This is a genomic window from Candidatus Borrelia fainii (assembly GCF_027925085.1).
GTDB lineage: Bacteria > Spirochaetota > Spirochaetia > Borreliales > Borreliaceae > Borrelia > Borrelia turicatae.
Genome location: NZ_AP027073.1, coordinates 12,727 through 36,063, shown reverse-complemented (window position 1 = coordinate 36,063; position 23,337 = coordinate 12,727). Strand labels below are relative to the sequence as shown.

Sequence of the window (23,337 nt, the reverse complement as noted above, 5' to 3'; positions counted from 1 at the left end):
AGTCAAATAAAGAAAAGGTTTACTTAATTCAAATTTACTTATTCAACAATGAATAGACTATGGACATTAATGTTAAAAAAATTCCTATATTAAGTGTAATAAGGGTTCCAAACATCCAACCATGAAGTCTTAATGTACTTTTAAGTTCCATTTTATTAACATCAATCTTATTATCAAGTTCATTGAATTTAGTATCAATTTTGGAATTAAGATTATTCTCAACAGTATCAATCTTATTATCCAGATCTTTAATGTCAGATTTTAACTCATTTTTGACTGTATCAATCTTATTATCAAGTTCATTGAATTTAGCATCCATTTTGGAATTAAGATTATTCTCAACAGTATCAATCTTATTATCCAGGTCTTTAATGTCAGATTTTAACTCATTTTTAACGTTGCCAATTTTATTATCAAGGTCTTTAATATCGGATTGTAAGGTTGCTTCTACCTTTTCAAGCTTAAGGTTAAAAGTAGTCTCTAAATATTCAATATCTTTATAAGTAAGCTCATTTTTATAATATCTGTAAGCAAGATCAATAGCAATATCTCTATTAATACCAGCTCTAGTAAGTTCAGCTATAACCATTTGTTGAGTAATTACTGGTTGTGCAAGTCCCATAAAATCCCCTTATATAATTATTATATAATATGTTAAGTGTTATAGGAATCTTAACTTTATAAAATGAAAAAGATTTTTTAAATCAATCTGCCAATACCATTTAGTATATAACCTTAAAGGTAAAACTATTCTAGATATTTCCTTTAAAACATTGCAATTAATCATATCTTGATATAGCTTGTAACAATATTTTTGACTTTTTTCTAACTCAAGTAATATATCTTTAGTAAATTGAGGAGATTCCATTTTTTCATTCACACATTGATTACTATCAAGCTCTTGAATTTGTATATCTTCTGGAAGATAAAATTCTCCTCTCATTAAACTATAAGAACCAGATACTTCATTAATCCTAGCTGTTCTATGTCTCATCCATTGTCTTGCAATAAATAAGGGAGCCTTAACATAAAAGGTAAAGACAACTTGTTCAAATGGACTTGTATGTTCATTTCGTATTAAATAATCAATAAGTTCATTATTGTCTCTTTTAATGCTTTCACTGCGATATGAAATTCTTGCAGCCTGAACGATCCTATCATCACTACCCATATAATCAATAATCTTTATAAAGCCCTTATTTAAAAACTCTATAATCCTTATTTAATAAATCTTCTCTTTCCATATTAGTAACAACTTCCAAAGATAATTATTTTTAGAAACTTATCTAAATAAAATTTAAGAAAGCTCCATTTAAAAGAAGACTCTCCTTTTTAAACATTAGGTATTAAAGGGTATCTTAAAGTACCTTTACCTGATCTTTTACTATTAAAGACTCTCTAAATAAGACTTAGCATCTTGGATAAGATTTTCTATATCTTTCTTTCGTCCCATTGCTTCACCTATCTTAGAAGAAGAAGATTCTAATTGAGTTAAAGCATTTTCTGCATCACTTCGTGCAATTCCAGATAATTGCGCTGGTACATAAGATAATCTATGTCTCCAATTTTTTGAATTTTTTAATCTCTTGGTAATAGCTTCTTTTAAAGTGTCTTGAGATTTCTCAAAAAAGGATTTTGCAGATATTCTCTCGTAAAGACCATTATCAACTTGAATCCTCAACCTATCAACATGAGACCTTTCTTCATTTAACTGATTGAACAATTGAATTAGTTTCCGTTTTTCTGTCTTATTCTCTTTAGAATAACTTCCTATTTTATTTTTGAGAGCTGAAAGTGTACTATAAAAATTAGATTCTAACTGCTCATATTTATCTTTAAGTTCACGTGCGTCTTCAATTAATTTAGCAAATCCATAGTCTTTAAGAACACTTTTTACCTTTTCAATTTCTACTTGTGCATCTTTTTCTTCCTTAGTACTTGGAACTAAATCTTCTTCTTTTATATCTATTTCTTCTTGATAAGGATAGTATGGGAAATTTTGAGGAACTGGAATCTCTTTATTCATATTATTAACAGGCGCTAAAGGAAAGTCCTGAACCACTTGATGTTTTACGCCTTCTTCCAATTCACCTTCTTGCTTTCCATCCTTAGGATTTAAATCTTCTACCTTGTTGCTTTGTTTTAAATATTTTTCTCTTGATTTGAGCATCATTTCATTAAGGGTATTTATATCACATGAAAATAAACTTAAAAATATTAAAACAAATAATGGCAAAATACTCTTATTCATATCGCCCCCTAGCAGGTTATAACCCTACTTAACTTTTAATTCATAACAACTACCATAAAATGTAGTACACTTAAAATAAAAGCACAAAAAGAACCTCTTAAAATACTACTACAATCAGTGTAATTTGTAATTGTTTAAAAGAGAACATAAGAATCTTACAAAGATACAATAAAAAATCAAAAGCTAAGAGCCATACCGCTCCTAGCTTTCTTTTTATTGACTTTATTTTTCAGTTATTTACTTTTAATAAAAAAACTAATCTTATAATAATTAATTAAATTATTCATTTTCTAGTTAGTTTTTTCTGCCTTAGGAGTTGTAAGACCTGCCATTGCAGATTTTACTGCATCATCAGCAGCTATTAACAAAGCATCAATTGCTGTATTAAGCTCACCAAGTTCTTGAGCTCCTTTATCTTTAGTAGCATTATTTCTATCTATAGCTTTCTTTGCATTATCATCAGTAGCATTTTCTTCTTTCAATTTATCTAAAAACTTCTTACTTGCATCTTTAGCAACAGTAACCTTTGCCTTTAATTCATTAGGAAGCCCAACTGTTTGTTCCAATGCTTCCAATTTAGTCTTTACAGTTGATATTATCTGAAATGCTCCTGAAATTAAAGAACCATTTTTATCAGCATCAGCAGCAAGACCATTTGCTTGAATTTTCTTACCAATAGCTTTAGCAAGCTCGTCTACGGACTTAACTAAGGTCTCTATTTCTTTAACACTTTCTGCAAAAACAACAGCATTTTTTATGTCTGTACTTACTTTTTTTAAATCAATTACTGACCCATCAGAAGTTGTTGCCATCTCTCCTGTAGCTCCTCCATTATTACATCCTATAAGTAAAAATAAAGTCATTAATAACGCACTTAAAGTAATTCTTTTCATTATTACGTGCCTCCTTATTAACTCAAGGGGGAAAATAGCTAACAAACTTTGATAAACATAAAAAAGCTTAAGAACATAGATACTGTAATATTTCAAAGAATGTGTGTAATTAAACAATCAACAAAAGTGATTTTTATAAAAAAAATAATTGACAGAAATTCAATTATTATTATCCAGGTCTTTTAATATTGGACTTTAATGTTGCTTCTACCTTTTCAAGCTTAAGGTTAAAAGTAGTCTTTTAAATATTTAATATCTTTATAAGTAAGCTCATTTTTATAATATATGTAAGCAAGCTCAATAACAATACTCTATTAATACCAACTCTAGTTAAGATCAGTTATAACCATTTGTTGAGTAATTACTGGTTGTGCAAGTCCTATAAAAATACTCCTTATGTAATTATTATATAATATTTTAAGTGTTATAGGGAAGTTATGTAAGTAAAACGTGATTTAAAAGAATCCCTAAGTATAACATAAAGTATTTAGTCTATTTTTTTTAGTTTATCAAAAAACTCAAATGCAATCTTACCATCAATCTGTTGTTAAAGGATTGTTACCAATAATATTTAGACCTAAATATTATTACAGATAGTAAAAAGGAAAACAATTCTTATGAAAAGAAAAGTCTCCCTCAAATGACTTTATTTAGTTATGTATGTTTTATTAATAAATCCTTATTGCTTTCCACTAGCGTCAGCTGCTAGTTCAGCATTTATTTTCTTTAAACCACTATCAATAGTATTTCTTATAGCAATAGTTAATGTATTTAATACTTTAGTAACAGCACTTACAGCTGCACCTTTAACTTCAGGAGCATACTCAGCAGCATCAGACTTACCAGCAAACTTACCATCCTTAGCCATAGCTCTTAAAGCAATAGCACCTGCAATAGTAGCATCTTTAGCATTAGCCTTAGCAGCATCATCAGCTGCATTAGTGCCATTTTTAACAATAGCTTGTAAAATATCAGCACCAGTTACAGCCCCAACAGCTTTAGCAGCATCAGCTGCAGCTTTTTTTGCATTTTCAGCACTATTACCAGCATTATCAGAAGCAAATAACTTACCTGCTTCACCCTCAGCATTAGCTGTTCTTGCAGCAAGATCATCGGCCTTTTTCTCAGTACCAGCATCATGTTTACCTTTATCTTTAAGTACCACGTCTACAATACTTTTAATTCCTTCTACTAGTTTATCGACGTTAGTCCCAGCAGCACCAGCATTATTAGCAGCAACATTACCAAGTAGCTCAGTACCCTCAGAACCAATAGCCTCACTAGCAGTCTTAGCACCATCAATTATCTTACTAAGAGTTTCAATAGCTTCTTTTACAGCCCTCTCAGCTGTAGCAGCATTAGGATACTTCCCAGATTGCATATCAGATAAAATCTTATCAAGGGATGTCTTTGTACCTTGTACAGTATCATGAACGGTTTTAAAGTAAGCTGCAACATCAGACTTCTTAGCAGTAGTATCAAACCCTAATACACCTCCAAGCATATCACCAAAAGACGTAAACACATTTAAAAATTTACTCTGAAGCTCCTCAGTATTAGTACTGCCACTCCCACAGCTAAGAAGTAAAAATAAAGTCATTAATAACGCACTTAAAGTAATTCTTTTCATTATTACGTGCCTCCTTATTAACTTAAAGGGGGCAAGATGGTTAACAAGCTTTGACAAGCAAAATAAAAGCTTAAGAACATAGATACTGTAATATTTGCAAAGACTAAAAACAATGGAAACAACTAGTATGTATGAATTGTTGTCAACAAGAATTTAAATGATTTAAATGATTTTTGTAAAAAAATGACTAAAAGAAATAATTGACAGAAGGTCAATTAAATAAGAGGCTAATTAAATAAATTTACTTTACTAATAATGACATTAATGCTAAAAATATTCCTATATTAAGTGTAATAAGGGTTCCAAACATCCAACCATGAAGTTTTAATGTAGTCTTAAGTTCCATTTTATTAACATCAATCTTATTATCAAGTTCATTGAATTTAGTATCTATTTTGGAATTAAGATTATTCTCAACAGTATCAATTTTATTATCCAGGTCTTTAATATCGGATTTCAACTCATTTTTATAATATATGTAAGCAAGCTCAATAGCAATATCTCTATTAATACCAGCGCTAGTTAAGTTCAGCTATAACCATTTGTTGAGTAATTACTGGTTGTGCAAGTCCCATAAAAATACCCTTATATATAATTATAACATAATATGTTAAATGTTATAGGGAAGTTATGTAAGTAAAACGTGATTTAAAAGAATCCCTAAGTATAAATAAAGTATTTAGTCTATTTTTTTTTAGTTTATCAAAAAACTCAAATGCAATCGTACCATCAATCTGTTGTTAAAGGATTGTTACCAATATTATTTAGACCTAAGTATTACTACAGATAGTAAAAAAGGAAAACAATTCTTATGAAAAGAAGAGTTTCCCTCAAATGACTTTATTTAGTTATGTATGTTTTATTAATAATTCTCTATTATTGTCCACCAGTTGAGCTTTAAGGTGTAATAGTACCTTTTGCTAGTTCATCATTTATTGACTTTAAACCACTATCAATAGTATTTCTTATTGCTATGGTAAGAGTATTTAATGCTTTAGTAACAGCACTTACAGCAGCACCTTTAACTATAGGAGCAACAGCTCCTTGATCAGCAGCACTAGGACCAGCAAATTTACCTCCCTTAGCCATAGCTCTTAAAGCAATAGCACCTGCAATAGTAGCATCTTTAGCATTAGCCTTAGCAGCATTAGCAGCTGCACTAGCGCCATTTTTAACCATAGCTTTTAAAATATCAGCACCAGTTACAGCCCCAACAGCTTTAGCAGCATCAGCTGCGGACTTCTTTGCACTATCAGCAGCACCAGCATTATCAGAAGCAAATAGTTTTCCTGCCCCATCAGCAGCTGTTCTTGCAGTAGAACCATCTTCAGCCTTTTTATCATCACCAGCCTCAGCATCTCCCTTTCCATCAAGTACCACATCTACAATATCTTTAATGCCCTTTACTAAGTTATTGACGCCAGTACCAGCAACACCTGCAGCAGCATCATGAGCAGCAACATTAGCAATTGGGTCATTAGAATCAGAACCAATAGCCTCACCAGCGGTCTTAGCCCCTTCTGCGATCTTTTTTAATTTTCCAGTCAATGTATCAACAAGTGATTTAACTTTTGAGTAATTCTCATTCTTAGCAACTGCGTCTTGCAACTCCTTTTTTACTGATATCATAGTTTTTTCAATAGCAGCAAAATACTTCCCTACCTCACTTTTCGTAGTATCTGCCTTAATGCCAAAAGCATTAGTTACCATATCACCAAAAGACGTAAACACATTTAAAAATTTACTCTTAGGATCCTCAACATTAGCACTGCCACTCCCACAGCTAAGAAGTAAAAATAAAGTCATTAATAACGCACTTAAAGTAATTCTTTTCATTATTACGTGCCTCCTTATTAACCTAAAATTTTATTTCAAAAATTCGATTTTTCAATTTTTTATAAAAAAAATATTATCAATATCTAACTAAATTACGATTTAAAATAAAACAAAGCCCAAACATTAAAATATCTATACAAAACTTTCCGATGAAACTTTTCCCTTCATTACTTACTAAAAAGTAGGATTTTATCTTTTTTTCCTCAAAACCTTTCCCAAAGAAAAAAACACAGATAGGTTCATCAAAAAATGAGTACATTCATAAAACTCTAAATTAAAACTGAATACATCAAAACAAAAACCATGTTTTCAAACAAAGAAAATGATTTTACAAATCAAACTCAAAACAAAACATTGATATTACCATTAATAAATGAACAGACAAATTTAATAATATTGCAAAAAAAATGATTCCTCCGGGAATAAGTTAAAAACAGTTACAATCTTATCAAAGTTTCATTAAATTTTAAATTAAAATTTATTATCTTGTTTTTCAAATTTATTAAAGTATATTATATTTAAACAATAAAATATAAAAAATAATTGCTATTTACAAAAACCGTAAATAGCAAACAATATACCATATATAATATTAAAAGGGGGAAATGTGATATCTTCTTTCAAAAACCTAAAATTAACAAAAATTTTATTAATTTTTTTAATTACAGCGTGTTCTTCCTTGAAGGACGAAGAATATGACAAAATTAACAAGACAACAAGAATATATCAATATTTAAATAAAAACTTAGAATTAAAAGGTGTAATTGACCATAAAAACAACACAACACAAATATTTTTGTATACTAAATTAAGAAACCATAGCATAATCAAACAAACCCCATTAACACTACCAGATGGTACCAAAATAGAAGGTAAAACAAGCTATGAATACGATAATAAATCTTCATCTGAAAAATGGGTCAACACATCCTCTTTCAGCTTAAACAAGACTATGCTAGAGAAAGTTTTAAATGAAGATGAATATGTATATAACAAAGAAAATATTAAAATCCAAGTTGGTTTAGAAACGTTGCAAGTCAATAAAGCCAAAATTCGGGATTTTTTATTAAAATTAAACGCAACTGAAAAGCAGTATACCAAAAAACGACATCTTGACAAATAAAATACTCAAAAATAATAATCAAAGCTTTAAAATTAACGATATATCTCCTAACGTTAGTTTTAAAGCTCTTTTATTATCCTTATCAATTAGTAAAATTTCATATAAAACTTACTTACAAAAAAGTGGCCTTCAAAGCAAGATTAATGTAAAATTAAGAACAAATTCTTACATTCTTACAAAGAAACCAAAAAATATTCTTTCAATCAAACAATTAACATACAAGATATATAAGTTTATTATAAAATTAAAAATCTTACATAAAAACTGAAACAAAATAACGAATTATACAAACAATTTAAAATCTATGTATTTAAGATAAAATGACAAAGGCTACCTATTGTAGCCAACCTATTATTCTAATCAAACAATAAGAGTGAGACTTTAAATCTCAGTCTATAGAATAATTATAAACTATTTTATCTTTTTGTAAAGTCTTTTTCAAAAGTTTTTATGCTATTTTAAAGAAATATTATCAAAAACTTTATATTTTACTAAGACAACATAAATATCTAATTAAAACACAATGGGTTTACTGTACTTTCAGACTGTTATATTTTTCATGCATCTTATTAAAAAAATCTTTCTCATTTTTATATATTTCTTTAAGCAAAAAACTAGCAAATTTTGTGTTGGATTTATAAAAATAAAAACTCTCTTCATCATCTAGTTGAAACCTTAAAGGTTTTAAAGGGTTGACATTATTTTCACTAATGACATTATTATTTTCCAAAACTTTAATTGCATAATCTACACCTTTATTTACAATCAAATCATAATCAATTTTACCACTATCAATTCCTATAACTAGCTTAATATATCTATATATGGAAGTTTTTGCTATTTTATAGCTCTTGATGAAAGATGTGAAACTTTTATATCCATCAATAGCATAGTACTTACTTTCATTAATTTCTTTCAAGACCCTAGCTGTTTCTATTTTATTATAGGATTCTTCTTTTATTAAAATCTTAAGCTTCTTTTTTAATTCTAAATATCTCTCTTCTCTTGTCTTGTTTAAAGACTTGAAATTACACGTTTCTAAATCAATTCTTTTAACTATCTCTATTTTTCTATTCTTATTCATCGTATACCTCATCAAACCTGTTCCAAATGGAACTAATAGTTCCATTTGGAACCAATTATTAATTATCAATCCTACTTAAAAAGTTTTCTAATATTTCTTTATAAGCTTTGTAGTAGTCTTCATTTGGATTAAAATCAACTCTGTAAAAAATAGTTTTTCTTAAATTATCTCGCTTTGGAACACTTCCTAAAAATTTTTCCTTATATTCACTCTCAATAAATTCTTTTAATTCTTTATCTATGGTCTGCCTTTCAATCAGGTTCGTTATTAAATAAAAAGTTGGTAATTCACTTCTAAATATATCCCTCAATCTGTTAGTTATTAAATCTACACTCTCAATTGCCCACTGATCGGTTGGTAAAGGGATGATAAGATAATCAGTTATTATTAAACTATTATTTAGTAAACTTCCTAAAGTCGGAGCTGTATCCATAATGATAAAATTATACCTGTGTTGTATATAACTTAAAAATATTTTAAGTAAACTTTCCTTCAAAGATATACTCTCTTCATTAAACTGACTTAAGGTCAAGTGACTTGCTATAAAATCAAGATTTTCATTAATCTTTACAACTGAATTTTCGATATCCAATTCTTTTTTTAACACTCTGTATATATTAATTTTCTTTATATCTATATTTTGACTCTTTATAAGATTAATGTAAAAACTCGTACCACTGGCTTGTGGATCTAGATCAATTAATAGTGTTTTGTATTTTTTACTTGAAAGAATATTACTAAAAAACAAAGCAGTTGTACTTTTACCAACACCTCCTTTAATTGAAGCTATGGTAATTATTTTTGGTTTTCTTTTATCCATCTTAATATTCCTTTGTCTTCAAGATATTCTTTTCCATAAAATTGGTGAACTTCTCTTTCCAATCTTAAAGTTCTATCTAACAAAGAATTGTAAAACATCCTTTCCTTATTTTTTACTTTCAACAGTGTATGTAAACTTCTCAGATAACAAAAAACACTTCCCTTTTTAAATCTAAATTCAATGTAATAAATTTTTATTATTCTGGATGTCTTTTTTATTTCATTTTCCTTGTAATTTATAATAAATGGTTTTGGTAGCTTTGTAAATCCATAATAAATTCCTATAAATTTGTCTCCTTGTCTCATATGAAATAAGTGAAGACTTTCATATTTATTAGGATCGAAAACATTTCTAAAACATAACCAAAATTTACCTTTATTTGGTCTTGCTTCGAAATTGTTTATCATACTGAAAATTTTTGTGTGGTACATTTTCCTACAGTTCTTTTCTTCTATCTTTTTGAAAAAATTTTTACGCTCCTGATGCTCCTGATCTAGTTCTGACTTTCTCGCCATTAATTTCGCTTTTAACTCATGTGTTGCCTTTTCCACTTTTTTCATATTTCCCTAATTAGAAACCAGTAATCCTGTTTTCATAATTTCTGTTATCAATTTGCTAGCATTTACTATTTCATTAGGATTGTCTATGTAGTTCATCTTTGGTTTCCTTATTTTTTCTCGATCTTGACATAATTTTTGTGCTTTGGTTTTATTTTTGTCTTTAAATTCTCCTATAATCGTGTTAAAATCCGTATTTATATTTTTTTTTGACATAAACCATATTTTATCTTTCTTTTTCTTGAGTATGTTTTTAAAGAATCTTACTGCATCATCTTCACTGTATTCTCTTAGTTCTTCCATGAAATCCTTTAGGTTCCATAGTGTGTTTTTATAGCTTATTTGTGTTTTTACAATGTTTTTCATTTCACTTAGATCTTCATTTTTTATTCCTGTAAACTTTTTTAGTATGATTTTCTCTAACTTTTTCTCTTCAGTTTTAATGTCTTTCAAATTAGAAGAATTCTTATATTTATTATATTTACTTTTCATATAACTTAAAAGATGTGAAAATATCTGATGTGAAATTTTGAATTGTTGATTTTTTTCTTTCAATTTGTCTTTTTTAATAGCATTATCTCTTGCTTGATCTGTGTTTTTTTTATTTTGAGTAAAATAAGCTTGGCTTATTGCTTTATTAGCTATTTTTTCAATAGTTTTGTTGATTATATAGTAAGTGAAACTACCATTGTTTTTTCCAAGTGGGTTAAAGTCGATTTTTAACAGACCAATTTCTTCAAAGTTTTTAATATCGCTTTGTATAGTCCTTTTTGTTACTTTTTTAAATCCTTTTTTTTCTAAAATTGAATTTACCATCATTACAACATTTCTTAAAGAATACCTTCTCTTATTTGTGAAATAATTATGTTGCAACTTTTGAATTACCCAAAACACCTTTAATCTTCGATCTACTACTTTGTTAAATGGCATCTTACTGGTCTTTTCTTGTCTCATTTTAAACTCCTATCGTTTGATCTTTATATTTAAAACGCTAGTGATATTTTAATTAAATATTGGAGAAAAGTAAAGTCTTTAGATAATACATTCATACCTTAAATTTATTTTATATTGTTTTATTTTAATATTATTAAAATAATGTTGTTTTTGTTTGTAAATTGTTTAATATATTATTAAGTAAATATTTAAATATTCTTTTTTAAGAATAGATAGGTTTTATCATGAGGGTTTTTTGAAAATAATTCATAAAATTTTTTTACTTTTTATCTTCATCTTTTGTTCTTGCAATTTTGATACTGCATCAAAATTTTTTTTTCCTTTAGAAGAATCAATAAAATTGGAAATTGCAGGTTATGAATGTTTGGGCGGTAATAAATTTAAAACCCGAGTTCATTATAAAGAGTATTTTGATTCTGTTAAGGATATTAATGGTTACTCTTATTACTTTATATTGGATAAAGGTATGAAAAATATTGAGATGCAGATAATTTTATATTCAAAAGTTGCAGGTTTATTGGATTATAAATTTGGGTTTATTTTTGATTTTGGATTTAAGTTTGATTTTTTTAATGCTATTCCTCCCAATTCATTTGAGTTTCAAGTTAAAAGAATATTTAAGAGAGAAATTGTGTTGAATAGTGGGCTTGATATGGCTGATGATAACCAATTTTCTACTTATACTTTTAGTTTAGAGCATATAAAAAAGATTAACCGTGAATTTGAGATTAGAAATCATGAAGATGATATTAATTCAAGTACAAGTGAACTTATGTATTTTGTGGGAAGTTCCAAGTATTCTACTTTAAGAGAGGCATATATTGTTCTCTATTACTATGTTTTTAAGGCTATTGAGATATTTATGTAATAATAGGAGCTTTATTGGTAATTTTTTGTTATTATAACTTTTATTTAAATATATGTTGAATAGATTGTTTTTGTTTTATAAGTTGATAGTAGTTTAAATAGATGTTCTTATTATTTTTTCTTGCTATAATTTATTTAGTATGTCTTTGAAGGTTAATATAAAAAAAGAGCTTGAGTTTTTTAGAAAAGACTTGGAAGCAATATATGTTAAGTATTTGAAATATGAGATTTCATATTCTAAATTAAATAAGAGTTTGAGTACTCTTGCTGAGAAACATAGGAGTATTCTCTTAAGGAAGGATAAGTTTACTAATCTTTCAATCATATTGAATTTTTCTAAAACCCGTAAAATAATAAAGGAATATATCAATCTTTCAGTGATTGAGGATATAAGACAAAAAAATAAGCTTTTGTTTTTTTGGATTCCTAAAAAAGTAAAGGCACTATCTAATATCGATATAAAAGATTTATGTAGAATTGAGGAGTTGATGGTTTCTAATAATATTTTAGGTAAAAAGGTTTATTTTGAGTCTTTCCTAAGTTTGTTTAAAAGTCCTGAATGGTTAAATAATTATTCCCATCATTATAAGATTTCAAAAATTAATAGTTATAGAAGAGAGCAGATATCGGTTAAGATAAACTTAAAAACTTATATTGAGATAATAAATATTTTGTTGACTCAAAAGAGGGATATCAGGTTAAAGTTTTATGGAGTATTAATGGCAACCGGACGGCGTCCTATTGAAATAATGAAAATATCTAAATTTTATGTTGAAGATAGTGAACATATTTTCATGAAGCATATTGCAAAGAAAAAAGAGCATAATTTAATTCATGAAATTGTTTTTCCCACTTTTGCTGATTCTAAATTGATTATTGATTCAATAGAAGAGATAAGATATATGGAGAGGACAGAAAAACTTTCAAAAGAAATTATATCTTCAAATCTTGCTTATAGTTATAATAGACTATTTCGTAAGATCTTTGAAAATATATTTGAGCCTGAAGAGTCAGTTTATTTTTGTCGAAGGCTTTATAGTAGGTTTTCTTACCTTGCATTTGCTCCAAAAAATATGGAGCTCAATTTGTGGATAACCACGGTTTTAGGGCATGAGCATGATGATATAATAACTGCTTTTCATTACAATCGTTATATCTTGGAAAACTTAGATGATAGTGCTGATATTGATTTGCTTAAATTGATTAAAAGACGGATATACACGTATGTTAGGAGAAAGACTACATATTCTGTTGTTACTATGCAAAGATTAAATGCTTTGATAGAAGAGTGTGGTATGATGGATGAAAATTATGTCAAAACTTTGCATATAATTAAAGAGCTGATGATTGAAGATGGTTTAGAAAAATTGGAAATGCTAAGGGGTCTTAATGTTAAAATTCGTAAGTCTTTCAAGCAAAAATATGGTTATAATTATAATTATGCAAAACTTGGTGAGTATTTAGCCTTGATTTTTGAATATGATGTTTAGTTATATGGCAAAAGAGTTAATTTTATTTTGATATTTAATATTTATTTTGACTAATTTAGAGTTTTTTTTAAAATATTTTGGTTTGTAATATATTTGTTAATTGTATGGATACAGGATTTCTTTATTTTTTTAAGAAGACATTAAGTGTCGATGGTAATAGAATGATTTATATTTCCTATCTTTATGATAGTTTGGTTTCAATTCAACCGATGCAAGATTGGTTAAAAATTGATTTTAGAGACTCTAAGAGAGGTAAGAAATATTTTTTCCTTTTTAAAAGAAGTAAATTAAATGGAGAATTTATTTCTTGTAATTTTTTAAGGACAGAAATTAACTATGGTCTTGACATTAAATTTTCGGATGGCAATCTAAATATTTTTTGTAAGGATAAAAAGTCATTAGACTTTTTGAAATTCAGGGTTGAACGTTTCTTTCAATCTGATTCAAAGTCCCTTAATTTTGCAAATAAGGGTGGAACTAAAGCAAAAATTGGTAAAATGAAAGTAATTAAGGGTAAGATTAATAAAAATGTTAGTAATAGGAACAAAAGTTCTTAAAATCGAAGGGATATCTTTCGTCTAAAATTTTTTTTTCTATGTTTTCAATTTTTGAGTAACCGTTGCCTTTTTTTAAATTGTTTTCAAATAATTTAATTTGTTCTTTGTTATCGAAAAAAGCTACTATTTCAACTTTTCCATCATCTAAGTTCTTAACAAATCCTTTGACTGCTATTTTAGTTGCGATTTGTTCTGTAAAGAACCTAAATCCTACGCCTTGTACTTTACCAGAAATGAGGTATTGGTATTTGTGCATATTTTTATCCTTTTTTATAAAATATAAGAGGAGCTTTTTTAAAATAAACCCCTCTTATTGTTAGTTTATTTTCTTAAAGCTTTCTTAAGAATTGATGTAAGTTTTATCCATTTCCATTCTTATATTGTCAGATAATCCTCCAAATATAATTTGGATAGCATTTCCTTTTTTAAGCATTCCGCTTGCTCCAATGGATTTAAAATAAGTGACGGATTTAACTAGTTCCATTTTATTGACGTTTATTCTTAGTCTTGATGCACATGCGTCAAGATATGTGATGTTGTCTCTACCCCCAAGTCCTTCTAGTACTTTTTTGGCAATTTCTGATATTGCTGTTTTTTGTGGATTTATTTTTGTAACTTCTTCTTCTACTTCTTCACGGCCTGGTGTTTTTAGATTGAATTTTACAATTACAAGTTTGAAAATGTAATAAAATCCAATGAAATAAAATATTCCAATAGTAGGAATCATTATCCAAGTTGTTTTGCTATTACCTTGCAGTATTCCAAATAGGAACATATCAATAAATCCTCCAGAGAATGTTAATCCAACTCCAATATTGAAAACATGTGCTAATAGGTGAGCCAATCCAAATAAAGGAACATATACAAGATAGTAAAGGGCAGGAGCTGCAAAAAGGAATGCAAATTCAAGAGGTTCTGTTATTCCTGTTAGCATTGATGTGAAACTAGCTGATAATAATAGAGAAGCTGCGTTTTTTTTGTTCTCATTTTTTGCGGTATGATACATTGCAAGAGCAGCGCCAGGTAGTCCAAAAATCATTACTATAAATTCACCACTAAAAAATCGTGTTCCTCTTGTAACTTCAAAATGTACAGTATTAGGAGCTGCTAGTTGTTTGAAGAAAATATTTTGTGCACCTGAGACTAGTTCTCCATTAATTTCCATTGTTCCACCCAAAGATGTTTGCCAGAATGGCATATAAAATATGTGATGAAGACCAAAAGGTATTAAAGACCTTTTTATTGCTCCATATGCGAATGAACCAAAATATCCAGATTGTTCTATAATATTTCCAAATGAGATCATCATTCCTTGAATGACTGGCCAAATGCATGTTAAAATTATTCCTACTGTGAACATTACGAGCGTGGTGATGATGGGAATGAATCTTGATCCTCCAAAAAATGCTAAAAATACTGGTAGCTGGATATTATGCAATCTGTTATGAAGCATTACTGCAATAAATCCCGCTACCATGCCTCCCATTACGCTCATTTGAAGAGAAAAGATTCCAAGTACATTTGTGTATTCTTGACTTTTTGAGATTGCCTCTGCTTCAGGTGTTCCAATTGCTATTAATGCTTCTACATTTACGGTTGAAGCATTAATGCCTTGAAGAGATAGAATTCCATTTATAGTTTGATGCATAACTAAGAATCCTACAACTCCAGCAAGAGCCGCTGTTCCTTTTTCAGCTTTTGCCAATCCAATTGGAATTGCCACTGCAAACATTAAAGGTAAGTTTGCGAAAATTACTTCACCTGTATATTTCATTAAAGATAGTATTGCACTTGTTAAAGTTCCCTCTCCAAGTATGTCTTCAATTCCATAAGTTTGAATCATTGTTTTGTTGGTAAGTGCTCCACCAATTCCTAATAAAAGACCAGCTATTGGTAAAAGAGCTATTGGTAACATAAAAGCTTTCCCTACCTTTTGTAGTGTTGTAAATATAGATCCTGGTGATATTGACATAACATCCCCTCCCTTAAATTGTTGTTAAAATTTAATATAATTAACATTTTTAATTATATTATATGATTAATATTAGCAATATTTGTCAATCTTGTAAATAAAATTAAGGACAAAATTATTATAAAGGAATGAGTGGTACCCACCCATTCCTTTTAAGTTTTCATTGTTGAGATGTTTGTAGTTCTTTAATAATTTTTTCTATTTCTGTGTTGATATTATCTGATACAACACCAAATATAATTTGTAATCCTTTATCTTGTCTTATAATTCCTTTAGCACCAAGTGATTTAAAGTAAGCATTATCTTTAACAAGATTGATGTCATATACTTCAATTCTAAGTTTTGTAATGCAGGCACTGTTGTATTTGATATTAGCAATTCCCCCAAGGCCTTTGATGGTTTTAGTTGTAATTTCTCTTAAATTATCAAGTATTTCTTTTGAGCTTGCCCTTGTAGCAGTTACCCCGTCGTCTTCTCTGCCTGGAGTTTTAAAGTCAAATTTGACTATAGCCCATTTAAAGACAAAAAAATATATAAAGAAATAAGGTATTCCAACGTAGAGTATGTTTATCCAACTTGTTCTTTCATTTCCTTGAAGTATTCCGTAAAGGAGGTAGTCAATAAATCCATCCGCAAATGTTACTCCTACTCCAACATTTAAAAGATGCATCAATACAAACCCCATGCCGTACATAAAGACGTTAAATCCAAAGAATAAAATGGGGGCTGCAAAAAGGAATGTAAATTCAATGGGTTCTGTTATTCCTGTTAAGAATGATGTGAATGCTACAGAACCTAAGAATGCTGTCATTTCTTTTTTGCGTTCAGGTTTTGCTACCCACCACATTGCAAGTGCTGCTCCAGGAAGTCCAAATGCGTGTCCTGGCCATTTTCCAACCCAGAACCTTGTTCCTTTTGTAACTTCAAAGTGTCCCGAGAAGTTTGGATCTGCAAGTTGTGCAAAAAATATTTTTTGTGCACCTGAGACTAGTTCTCCATTAATTTCCATTGTTCCCCCTAAAGGTGTTTGCCAAAATGGCATATAAAATATGTGGTGAAGGCCTGTTGGAACTAGTGCTCTTTCAATTATGCCAAATAAAAATGAACCAAAGTAACCAGATTGTTCTACAATTTTACCTGTCATGGCAATTACGCTTTGTATGGGAGGCCAAATAAATACAAGCATTATACCAATAATTAACATTGTTACGGTTGTAACTATTGGGACAAATCTTGTTCCCCCAAAGAATGCTAAAAATTGAGGTAGCTTAATATCGTAGTACTTGTTGTGAAGATATGCAGCAATGAACCCTGAGATCATGCCCCCAAGTACTCCTATTTGAAGAGTATGCATGCCAAGTACATTTGTATATTCAAATGATTTTGCAACAGCTTGTGCTTCATTAAGTCCTGTTGTCATTAAATATGCAGAATTAACTGTTTCGGTAGTTATTCCTTGTATTGAAAGGGTACTGTTTATAGCTTTATGCATAATTAAAAATCCAATTCCTCCAGCAATGCCCGCAGAACCTTTTTCTACATTTGCAAGACCAATTGCAATACCTAATGAGAATATTAGCGGTAAATTTTCAAATACCACACCACCAGTATCTCTCATGACTGATAGAATAATGTTTAAAAGGGTTCCTTGTCCCAAAGTATTTTCAAGGCTATAAGCTTGAATCATTGTTTCATTGGTAAGTGCACCACCAATTCCTAGCAAAAGTCCGGCTGCTGGTAGAAGGGCTATTGGTAACATGAAAGCTTTACCGATTTTTTGCAAAATAGCAAATTTGTTTGAAGTGGTAATCATAATAAATTCTCCTCGTGCTCACTTTAAATATAGTATATATTAATTAAATTAATTAATATATACTATATTTAAAGTGATAATAATTAATAATTAATTATTTTTATTATATTTGAAGAGTTATCAATGTTATTTATTGTGTAATAGTGTTTAAATATTTATAGATTTCTCCGTTCTTGGAAGCATAATCTGATGCTAACTTTTTATTTAAGTCTCTTATATGTGGATTTGCTCCTTTTTCTATAAGAGATTTAATGAAGTTTATGTTGTATCCGCTAATTATGGCATTGTGGAGGACGGTTTTGGCTTCCTGATCTGTTAAGTTGATGTTGCAATTTTTTGACATTGCATAATTTATTATATTCTTGGATTTTGATTTTACTGCGTGAATGAATAGAGGACTTCCATCGGAGAATATTGTGTTTAATGAAAAAGCGTTTGGATTTTGCTCTAAAAAGACTTTAAATTCGTCTAAATTATCATTGCTTACTAATGCTTTGAGCTTACGTTTTTTTTCGATGTATGTTTTATATTCATTTTTAAGTTTAATACTCTTTAGAAAATTATCTTTATTCTCTTTTAAATCTATATAGTAGGGAATTGTATCAATATTATTTTTATAATAATCAATGTTAACTTGAGTATTATTTGAATCAAGATAGTAGACATTTAGTAGTTCTTTGAAGTAATTGTTATCATCTTTGATGATCTCAAATTTAACCTCATGTTTTTGATATTCTTTAAATGGAATTAAATTGTAGTTTTGATCGTAAAATAATAAATCTGTTATTTGACCTTTTGAGTCTTTAAGTACGGGAATGATATTTCCATCTTTATCAACGCCTATGTCTGATATTTTATTATCTAAGTTAGGTAGTTTGTATTTGTTATACATTGGTAGAGTGTTTTCCTCTAATTTTGCAATCCTGTCTTTAATTTCTGTGTTCATTGCTTTAATATAGGCATTATAATTTTTTACGATATCATCTACTGGTTTGTTTATATTTTTTGAATATTTTTCAAAACTAGCATTAAATATGGTGTTTATTGGTGTTAGTTTTGACATTAATTCCATTTTTATTGGTTCTTGTAATTTTGAGAGATACATTTGTAAAAATGTTGCATTAATTTTGTGTACTTCAAGGAAATCTTCTTTGAATGTTTGGAAATTTTCTAGTAATTGTTTTTCTGAGAAATAATAAGACAAGTTAGAAGCGGTTATAAAAAGGACAAATAGCGTTAGGTAATATAGAGAATTAAACTTTTTTATCTTACTCTTAATCTTTACTCTTAAATTTTTGTTAAAGATGGTAAAGGATGTAATACCTATAATAATATATCCAAGATACATAAATATTTTGCTTAATGCATAATAACTCATTTAAGTTCCTTTAAGTTAATTTTTATATTATTATATCAAAACAGATCTATTTTATTTACTTTGTTTTTGCGAAAAAGTATAATCAGATTGATTGTATGCGTATATTTTTAAATTCTTGTGTATTTTTTATTTTTATATTTTTGTTAAGTTGTTCCACAATTTTACTGGATGAATCTGGAGAGGAAGATAATTTAGATTTATTAGCTTTAAAAGCTTTGATGATATATCCTGAGCTTAGAATTTCAAAATCTGATCTAAGTAAATATACAAATTTTAATGATTCTAAGTGTAATTTTGATATTTTGAAAGGTGAACAAAAGGGTTCAGTTTATATTTCTGAGTCTAGTTATAATAATAATGTTGCATATATTAAGAGTCTTTATTTGTATAATAAAAGATTATATAAAGTTATCTTAGCGTATAGTGTGGTTCAAGGTTTGTCTTTTAAATCCGAGGTTTTGAGGTATTTAGATGATCATAATATTAAAGAAAAATTTCCTTTAAGAATAAATTTTCCTTATTATAAAATAGATATGGATAATAGATCTTGGATTGTACTTAGAAAAGATTTTTTAGATATGTTTATTCAAGATAAGAATGCTTTAATTTTTGCTAAACGAAAGTTGGAAAACATACTTAAAAGCTTTTCCAATCAATAAGTTATTTATTCTAATTCTTCGAAGATTTTTTTTATGCTTTCTTTTCTTGTGTTTTCTCTTTTTTCTAAATCTATAGCTATTGATTCTTTTAGATTATCTACATTTTGCAGTAAAAGCTCCTTAGCCCTTGCTCTATCTATTTGCTTAACTTTTAGTTTTTTTTGTATCTTGTTTTCTTTCTCAAGTCTGTGAATCTCGTTAAGCATGCTTAACTTAAAGTGTATTATATTTTCAGATACTTGAAATTCTTTTGCCATTACTTTTTGAGGATATTTTATCGATTTGTATTGAAATACTTTTAGTTTTAAAGTAGTAGTTGGGATTAATAAGTTTGTTGCAAATGTGTTGGCTTCTATTGTCATTTGGTTATCTTGAGTATTAATCGTATCTGTTCTCTTTGATGGATTAAAAACTTGATATTTATGCATTAGATAATGGCCGAGTTGTTGTGCTATTGCAAATCTTTTGTTTTGTAGATTCATTGTTTCGTTTATATATATAGTTTTTTTGTTTGGTTTGATGTATCCGGCAAAATTTTTGTATTTGTCTTCAAATGAAATTTCAAATACTTTAAGTCCTTCTCCTATTGCAATCTTTATGATTGGTACTGGGATTAGTAATACAGCATATTTTGAGATTATATAATCAGAATAAATATAAGGGGCTTTAATATATGAGCTAAAATTATTGGATTTCATTCAATATAAACATTCTCCTTCTAGTATTGTATAATATAATTTAATTATGAGATATAGTTTTTTCTTATTTGTTTTGTTTTTTTTTTCATGTAAAACCTTAAATGTACATGACTTTTTAGATGAAAAATTTGACAAAATTGAGAGAGCTAATTACTTCCTTTATTTTTATCCAAATAGTCAAATCTATATAAAGAGGGATAAATTGACTAATGATTTTTCTGTGTTTTTGAATGTTGTTTTGGATTCGAAGTTAAATTTTGATAGTGGTTATTTAAAATTAATTCAAGATGATAACTATATTGGTTATGTTAATATTTCTAAGGTGGTTAGCATTGGGAATTTTAGGTTCTTGTATGTTGATATTGATAAAAGTAATGCTGATCTTATCTTAAGGGCTCTTAAGCCATACAGAAGTTTATCTTTTGTTTTAGATGATCATTCTTATCAAGTGTGGACTAGAGGGACTTTTGAATATGACGCTAAATTTATTGATGTTGATTTTGAGAGTACCCGAGATACTTTAAGATATGCCCTTGAAAATAATATTTTATAGTAGATTGTGTTTTTGTGTAAAAATTTACAGTAAATTTATGACAAAATTTTCTAATAGGTATATTATTTTTTACTGTTTTATTTTCTTAATGTTTTCTTGTGCAACTATTGAGTTTGAGAACATTCATGGGTTAAGTAGAAATTCGAAATATGTTAGGTTAATTTTTGATGAAAATAAGGTTTCTTTAAGGCATTATTTTACTATTTCTGGCAAATTTAATTTAAGATATAAAGAACCACTGTTTTTGCAATGTGGTAATGACATAGTGGCTTCGTTTTTACTTGGGCGTTATAAAAGAATTGGTGATGAATATATTCAGACTTTCTTTAGTGTTGGTAAGGATGTTTCTTTAAAAGTATACTTGGAGCTTATTAAGACTGGAAAATTTTTTATTGTAAACAGTTTTGGTAAAGTTCTTAAAACTATTGTTTTTTCACATCGGCCCGATAGTGAAGATATTTCACTTCAAAATAATAAGGTTAGCCCATAATATATATGATACGAGGATACGAGTTCTAAAGGAATGTAATTTCATTTAATTAGTACAAATTTTAAATCTGTGCATGTTTTTTTGATGTTATTTTAGTTTGTTTTTTATGATATTAGTGTTAATTATTGGTGATCATAGTATTAATTTTGGTTTTCTTATACAATAAAAATTGTCTGGAAGGAGGAGTTATTTTTTTGAGTAAAGGTAGAGAGACATTAATGTCACAGATTAAAAATAATAGTCTTGATTATAAGACAGAGATTATAGCTGGGCTTACAACATTTTTAAGCATGGCGTATATAATAGTTGTTAATCCTTATATACTCTCTAGTGCAGGTATGCCTTTGGGAGCCTTGGTAACAGCGACATGTTTAACAGCTGGGTTTGCTACTATTTTTATGGGGGTTTTTACTAATACTCCTTTGGCATTGGCTTCTGGAATGGGAATTAATGCATTTTTTGCATTTTCTGTTGTTAAAGGTATGAATATACCTTGGGAAGTAGCTTTGGGAGCAGTTTTTGTTGAAGGTATTATTTTTATTATTTTATCTTTATCTGGGGCACGTGAGAGCATTGTAAATGCTATGCCGGTGAATTTAAGATGTGCTATTACTGTTGGGATAGGATTATTTATTGCCTTTATTGGTTTTGTAAATAGTGAAATAATTGTTAGGAACGAAGCTACATTAATTGGTCTTGGGAATATTAAAAATTTAAAGGTTTTCCTTACCTTGTTAGGTATTATTGCCATATTTATTTTTGAACTTAAAATGGTTAGGGGCAGTATATTATTATCAATTTGTATAACTACTTTAATGGCATGGTGCTATGCGCTTGTTGATAGAGAAGCTGCGGTGAGTATAGGAATTAGATTGCCAGATGGTGTTTTAAGATATGAATCAATTGCGCCTATATTTAATAAATTAAACTTTTCTTATATTTTAGGTGAAAATTTTTGGAATTTTGTTTTTATAGTATTTATTTTGTTATTTAATGATCTATTTGATACTGTTGGCACCTTGGTAGGTGTTGCTTCAAAGGGAGATTTGACTGATAATACGGGTAAGATACGTAATGCTAGTAAAATATTACTAGTTGATGCTATTGCTACCACTTTTGGAGCAATTATGGGGGTCTCTCCTGTAACTACTTATGTCGAGAGTTCTACAGGTATAGCTGAGGGTGGAAGAACAGGTTTAACATCAGTTGTAACAGGTATTTTGTTTTTATTGGCAGTATTTTTTGCACCTTTATTTATTGCTGTTCCGTCTAGTGCAACTTCAGCTGCTTTAATATATGTGGGATTTTTTATGTGTAAAGAAATAAAGAATATAGATTTTTCAAATATGAGAGAAGCTATTCCAAGCTTTTTGATATTGTTTTTGATTCCTTTGACTTATAGTATAGCTTCAGGAATAGGAATTGGGATAATTTTTTATGTTATTATAAATGTATTGCATAGTTTATTTACCAAAGAAAGTGTAAAAATCGCTCCCACCATGCTTTTATTATTTTGTGTTTTTATTTTAAAGTTAGTATTTTCTCATTAAATTGTTTATTCTATTGTTATATCTGAGATCAAATATTTTTTAGTGTTGTTCTTTGTTGTCTTTTATTCCTAGATCATAATTTATGGAATTGAATTTAATAATTTTATAGATATATCAATGGTTTATAGTTTTATTGCTTTTCTCTTGAGTTTACTGGTTTAT

At 28.4% G+C, this 23,337-nt stretch carries 22 protein-coding genes and 2 pseudogenes; 8 read left to right on the top strand and 16 right to left on the bottom strand.

Features of this window, described 5'->3' with window-relative positions; translation table 11 throughout:
• Positions 1 to 34 precede the first annotated feature (34 nt).
• From bdr (QMG63_RS05455) to QMG63_RS05425, 7 genes and pseudogenes are all read right to left on the bottom strand, one after another.
• The gene (gene bdr, locus QMG63_RS05455) at positions 35 to 622 is read right to left on the bottom strand and encodes a Bdr family repetitive protein (RefSeq protein WP_281862303.1); all 588 of its coding nucleotides are present in this window, start codon (positions 620 to 622) and stop codon (positions 35 to 37) included.
• A 48-nt stretch (positions 623 to 670) separates the two neighbouring features.
• Positions 671 to 1,244: pseudogene (gene thyX, locus QMG63_RS05450) on the bottom strand (FAD-dependent thymidylate synthase); the annotation flags it as partial.
• Between the two features lie 143 nt (positions 1,245 to 1,387).
• Entirely contained in the window at positions 1,388 to 2,251 is an 864-nt protein-coding gene (locus QMG63_RS05445; protein WP_281862306.1) for a P12 family lipoprotein, read from the bottom strand.
• A gap of 290 nt (positions 2,252 to 2,541) precedes the next feature.
• Positions 2,542 to 3,144, bottom strand: coding sequence for a Vsp/OspC family lipoprotein (locus tag QMG63_RS05440; protein WP_281862308.1), 603 nt, complete (start codon positions 3,142 to 3,144; stop codon positions 2,542 to 2,544).
• Between the two features lie 679 nt (positions 3,145 to 3,823).
• Positions 3,824 to 4,774, bottom strand: a complete 951-nt coding sequence (locus QMG63_RS05435) for a variable large family protein (RefSeq protein WP_425592814.1) — start codon at positions 4,772 to 4,774, stop codon at positions 3,824 to 3,826.
• Between the two features lie 241 nt (positions 4,775 to 5,015).
• Positions 5,016 to 5,349: pseudogene (bdr, locus tag QMG63_RS05430) on the bottom strand (Bdr family repetitive protein).
• A 322-nt stretch (positions 5,350 to 5,671) separates the two neighbouring features.
• Positions 5,672 to 6,610, bottom strand: coding sequence for a variable large family protein (locus QMG63_RS05425; RefSeq protein ID WP_281862310.1), 939 nt, complete (start codon positions 6,608 to 6,610; stop codon positions 5,672 to 5,674).
• A 607-nt stretch (positions 6,611 to 7,217) separates the two neighbouring features.
• Between QMG63_RS05425 and QMG63_RS05420 the strand changes: the two genes are divergently transcribed.
• Entirely contained in the window at positions 7,218 to 7,733 is a 516-nt protein-coding gene (locus QMG63_RS05420) for an oligopeptide permease-like protein (protein WP_281862419.1), read from the top strand.
• A gap of 529 nt (positions 7,734 to 8,262) precedes the next feature.
• Here QMG63_RS05420 and QMG63_RS05415 read toward each other — a convergent pair.
• From QMG63_RS05415 to QMG63_RS05400, 4 genes are read right to left on the bottom strand one after another with little or no spacing between them, the layout of a single operon-like run.
• Positions 8,263 to 8,817: a chromosome replication/partitioning protein gene (locus tag QMG63_RS05415; protein WP_281862424.1), complete on the bottom strand. Its 555-nt coding sequence runs from the start codon at positions 8,815 to 8,817 to the stop codon at positions 8,263 to 8,265.
• A 58-nt stretch (positions 8,818 to 8,875) separates the two neighbouring features.
• A complete protein-coding gene (locus QMG63_RS05410) occupies positions 8,876 to 9,637 on the bottom strand; it encodes a ParA family protein (protein ID WP_281862417.1) in 762 nt (253 codons plus the stop codon).
• Positions 9,613 to 10,152, bottom strand: coding sequence for a DUF226 domain-containing protein (locus QMG63_RS05405; RefSeq protein WP_281862415.1), 540 nt, complete (start codon positions 10,150 to 10,152; stop codon positions 9,613 to 9,615). The genes QMG63_RS05410 and QMG63_RS05405 overlap by 25 nt, the downstream gene beginning before the upstream one ends.
• A 51-nt stretch (positions 10,153 to 10,203) precedes the next feature.
• On the bottom strand, positions 10,204 to 11,148 hold the full coding sequence (locus tag QMG63_RS05400; RefSeq protein ID WP_281862413.1) for a plasmid maintenance protein: 945 nt from the start codon (positions 11,146 to 11,148) through the stop codon (positions 10,204 to 10,206).
• A gap of 235 nt (positions 11,149 to 11,383) precedes the next feature.
• Between QMG63_RS05400 and QMG63_RS05395 the strand changes: the two genes are divergently transcribed.
• From QMG63_RS05395 to QMG63_RS05385, 3 genes are all read left to right on the top strand, one after another.
• A complete protein-coding gene (locus QMG63_RS05395) occupies positions 11,384 to 12,016 on the top strand; it encodes a hypothetical protein (protein WP_281862411.1) in 633 nt (210 codons plus the stop codon).
• Between the two features lie 139 nt (positions 12,017 to 12,155).
• A complete protein-coding gene (locus QMG63_RS05390) occupies positions 12,156 to 13,505 on the top strand; it encodes a protelomerase family protein (protein WP_281862409.1) in 1,350 nt (449 codons plus the stop codon).
• Positions 13,506 to 13,609: 104 nt separating this feature from the next.
• The gene (locus QMG63_RS05385; protein WP_281862407.1) at positions 13,610 to 14,062 is read left to right on the top strand and encodes a hypothetical protein; all 453 of its coding nucleotides are present in this window, start codon (positions 13,610 to 13,612) and stop codon (positions 14,060 to 14,062) included.
• On the opposite strand, the gene QMG63_RS05380 is transcribed toward QMG63_RS05385, so the two are convergent.
• The 4 genes from QMG63_RS05380 to QMG63_RS05365 all read right to left on the bottom strand — a co-directional run bounded on the left by QMG63_RS05380 (position 14,037) and on the right by QMG63_RS05365 (position 19,225).
• Entirely contained in the window at positions 14,037 to 14,318 is a 282-nt protein-coding gene (locus QMG63_RS05380; RefSeq protein ID WP_281862405.1) for an acylphosphatase, read from the bottom strand. The genes QMG63_RS05385 and QMG63_RS05380 overlap by 26 nt on opposite strands.
• Before the next feature lie 84 nt (positions 14,319 to 14,402).
• Positions 14,403 to 16,034 (bottom strand): PTS transporter subunit EIIC, encoded by a 1,632-nt coding sequence (locus QMG63_RS05375; RefSeq protein ID WP_281862404.1) that lies wholly within the window; start codon positions 16,032 to 16,034, stop codon positions 14,403 to 14,405.
• A 160-nt stretch (positions 16,035 to 16,194) separates the two neighbouring features.
• Complete coding sequence (locus QMG63_RS05370; RefSeq protein ID WP_281862402.1) at positions 16,195 to 17,847, bottom strand: PTS transporter subunit EIIC; 1,653 nt, start codon at positions 17,845 to 17,847, stop codon at positions 16,195 to 16,197.
• A gap of 130 nt (positions 17,848 to 17,977) precedes the next feature.
• A complete protein-coding gene (locus QMG63_RS05365; RefSeq protein WP_281862401.1) occupies positions 17,978 to 19,225 on the bottom strand; it encodes an ankyrin repeat domain-containing protein in 1,248 nt (415 codons plus the stop codon).
• A 95-nt stretch (positions 19,226 to 19,320) separates the two neighbouring features.
• On the opposite strand from QMG63_RS05365, the gene QMG63_RS05360 reads away from it, so the two are divergent.
• Positions 19,321 to 19,884 carry a hypothetical protein gene (locus QMG63_RS05360; RefSeq protein ID WP_281862399.1) on the top strand — a complete coding sequence of 188 codons (564 nt, stop codon included), beginning with the start codon at positions 19,321 to 19,323 and terminating at the stop codon, positions 19,882 to 19,884.
• Positions 19,885 to 19,889: 5 nt separating this feature from the next.
• Here QMG63_RS05360 and QMG63_RS05355 read toward each other — a convergent pair whose 3' ends face one another.
• On the bottom strand, positions 19,890 to 20,582 hold the full coding sequence (locus QMG63_RS05355) for an ImmA/IrrE family metallo-endopeptidase (protein WP_281862397.1): 693 nt from the start codon (positions 20,580 to 20,582) through the stop codon (positions 19,890 to 19,892).
• 46 nt (positions 20,583 to 20,628) lie between these two features.
• Between QMG63_RS05355 and QMG63_RS05350 the strand changes: the two genes are divergently transcribed.
• The 3 genes from QMG63_RS05350 to QMG63_RS05340 all read left to right on the top strand — a co-directional run bounded on the left by QMG63_RS05350 (position 20,629) and on the right by QMG63_RS05340 (position 23,175).
• On the top strand, positions 20,629 to 21,135 hold the full coding sequence (locus QMG63_RS05350) for a hypothetical protein (protein WP_281862396.1): 507 nt from the start codon (positions 20,629 to 20,631) through the stop codon (positions 21,133 to 21,135).
• 88 nt (positions 21,136 to 21,223) lie between these two features.
• Positions 21,224 to 21,625, top strand: coding sequence for a hypothetical protein (locus QMG63_RS05345; protein ID WP_281862395.1), 402 nt, complete (start codon positions 21,224 to 21,226; stop codon positions 21,623 to 21,625).
• Positions 21,626 to 21,819: 194 nt separating this feature from the next.
• On the top strand, positions 21,820 to 23,175 hold the full coding sequence (locus tag QMG63_RS05340) for an NCS2 family permease (protein ID WP_281862394.1): 1,356 nt from the start codon (positions 21,820 to 21,822) through the stop codon (positions 23,173 to 23,175).
• The last annotated feature ends 162 nt before the right edge of the window (positions 23,176 to 23,337 follow it).

Bases quoted from the DNA above. Each gene is read 5' to 3' on its own strand.
- QMG63_RS05350 (WP_281862396.1), top strand. From the start codon at position 20,629: ATGAGATATAGTTTTTTCTTATTTGTTTTGTTTTTTTTTTCATGTAAA.
- QMG63_RS05390 (WP_281862409.1), top strand. From the start codon at position 12,156: ATGTCTTTGAAGGTTAATATAAAAAAAGAGCTTGAGTTTTTTAGAAAA.
- QMG63_RS05380 (WP_281862405.1), bottom strand. From the start codon at position 14,318: ATGCACAAATACCAATACCTCATTTCTGGTAAAGTACAAGGCGTAGGA.
- QMG63_RS05375 (WP_281862404.1), bottom strand. From the start codon at position 16,034: ATGTCAATATCACCAGGATCTATATTTACAACACTACAAAAGGTAGGG.
- QMG63_RS05355 (WP_281862397.1), bottom strand. From the start codon at position 20,582: ATGAAATCCAATAATTTTAGCTCATATATTAAAGCCCCTTATATTTAT.
- QMG63_RS05435 (WP_425592814.1), bottom strand. From the start codon at position 4,774: ATGAAAAGAATTACTTTAAGTGCGTTATTAATGACTTTATTTTTACTT.
- QMG63_RS05400 (WP_281862413.1), bottom strand. From the start codon at position 11,148: ATGAGACAAGAAAAGACCAGTAAGATGCCATTTAACAAAGTAGTAGAT.
- QMG63_RS05365 (WP_281862401.1), bottom strand. From the start codon at position 19,225: ATGAGTTATTATGCATTAAGCAAAATATTTATGTATCTTGGATATATT.
- QMG63_RS05445 (WP_281862306.1), bottom strand. From the start codon at position 2,251: ATGAATAAGAGTATTTTGCCATTATTTGTTTTAATATTTTTAAGTTTA.
- QMG63_RS05425 (WP_281862310.1), bottom strand. From the start codon at position 6,610: ATGAAAAGAATTACTTTAAGTGCGTTATTAATGACTTTATTTTTACTT.
- QMG63_RS05405 (WP_281862415.1), bottom strand. From the start codon at position 10,152: ATGGCGAGAAAGTCAGAACTAGATCAGGAGCATCAGGAGCGTAAAAAT.
- QMG63_RS05410 (WP_281862417.1), bottom strand. From the start codon at position 9,637: ATGGATAAAAGAAAACCAAAAATAATTACCATAGCTTCAATTAAAGGA.
- QMG63_RS05385 (WP_281862407.1), top strand. From the start codon at position 13,610: ATGGATACAGGATTTCTTTATTTTTTTAAGAAGACATTAAGTGTCGAT.
- QMG63_RS05415 (WP_281862424.1), bottom strand. From the start codon at position 8,817: ATGAATAAGAATAGAAAAATAGAGATAGTTAAAAGAATTGATTTAGAA.
- QMG63_RS05360 (WP_281862399.1), top strand. From the start codon at position 19,321: ATGCGTATATTTTTAAATTCTTGTGTATTTTTTATTTTTATATTTTTG.
- QMG63_RS05345 (WP_281862395.1), top strand. From the start codon at position 21,224: ATGTTTTCTTGTGCAACTATTGAGTTTGAGAACATTCATGGGTTAAGT.
- QMG63_RS05370 (WP_281862402.1), bottom strand. From the start codon at position 17,847: ATGATTACCACTTCAAACAAATTTGCTATTTTGCAAAAAATCGGTAAA.
- bdr (WP_281862303.1), bottom strand. From the start codon at position 622: ATGGGACTTGCACAACCAGTAATTACTCAACAAATGGTTATAGCTGAA.
- QMG63_RS05440 (WP_281862308.1), bottom strand. From the start codon at position 3,144: ATGAAAAGAATTACTTTAAGTGCGTTATTAATGACTTTATTTTTACTT.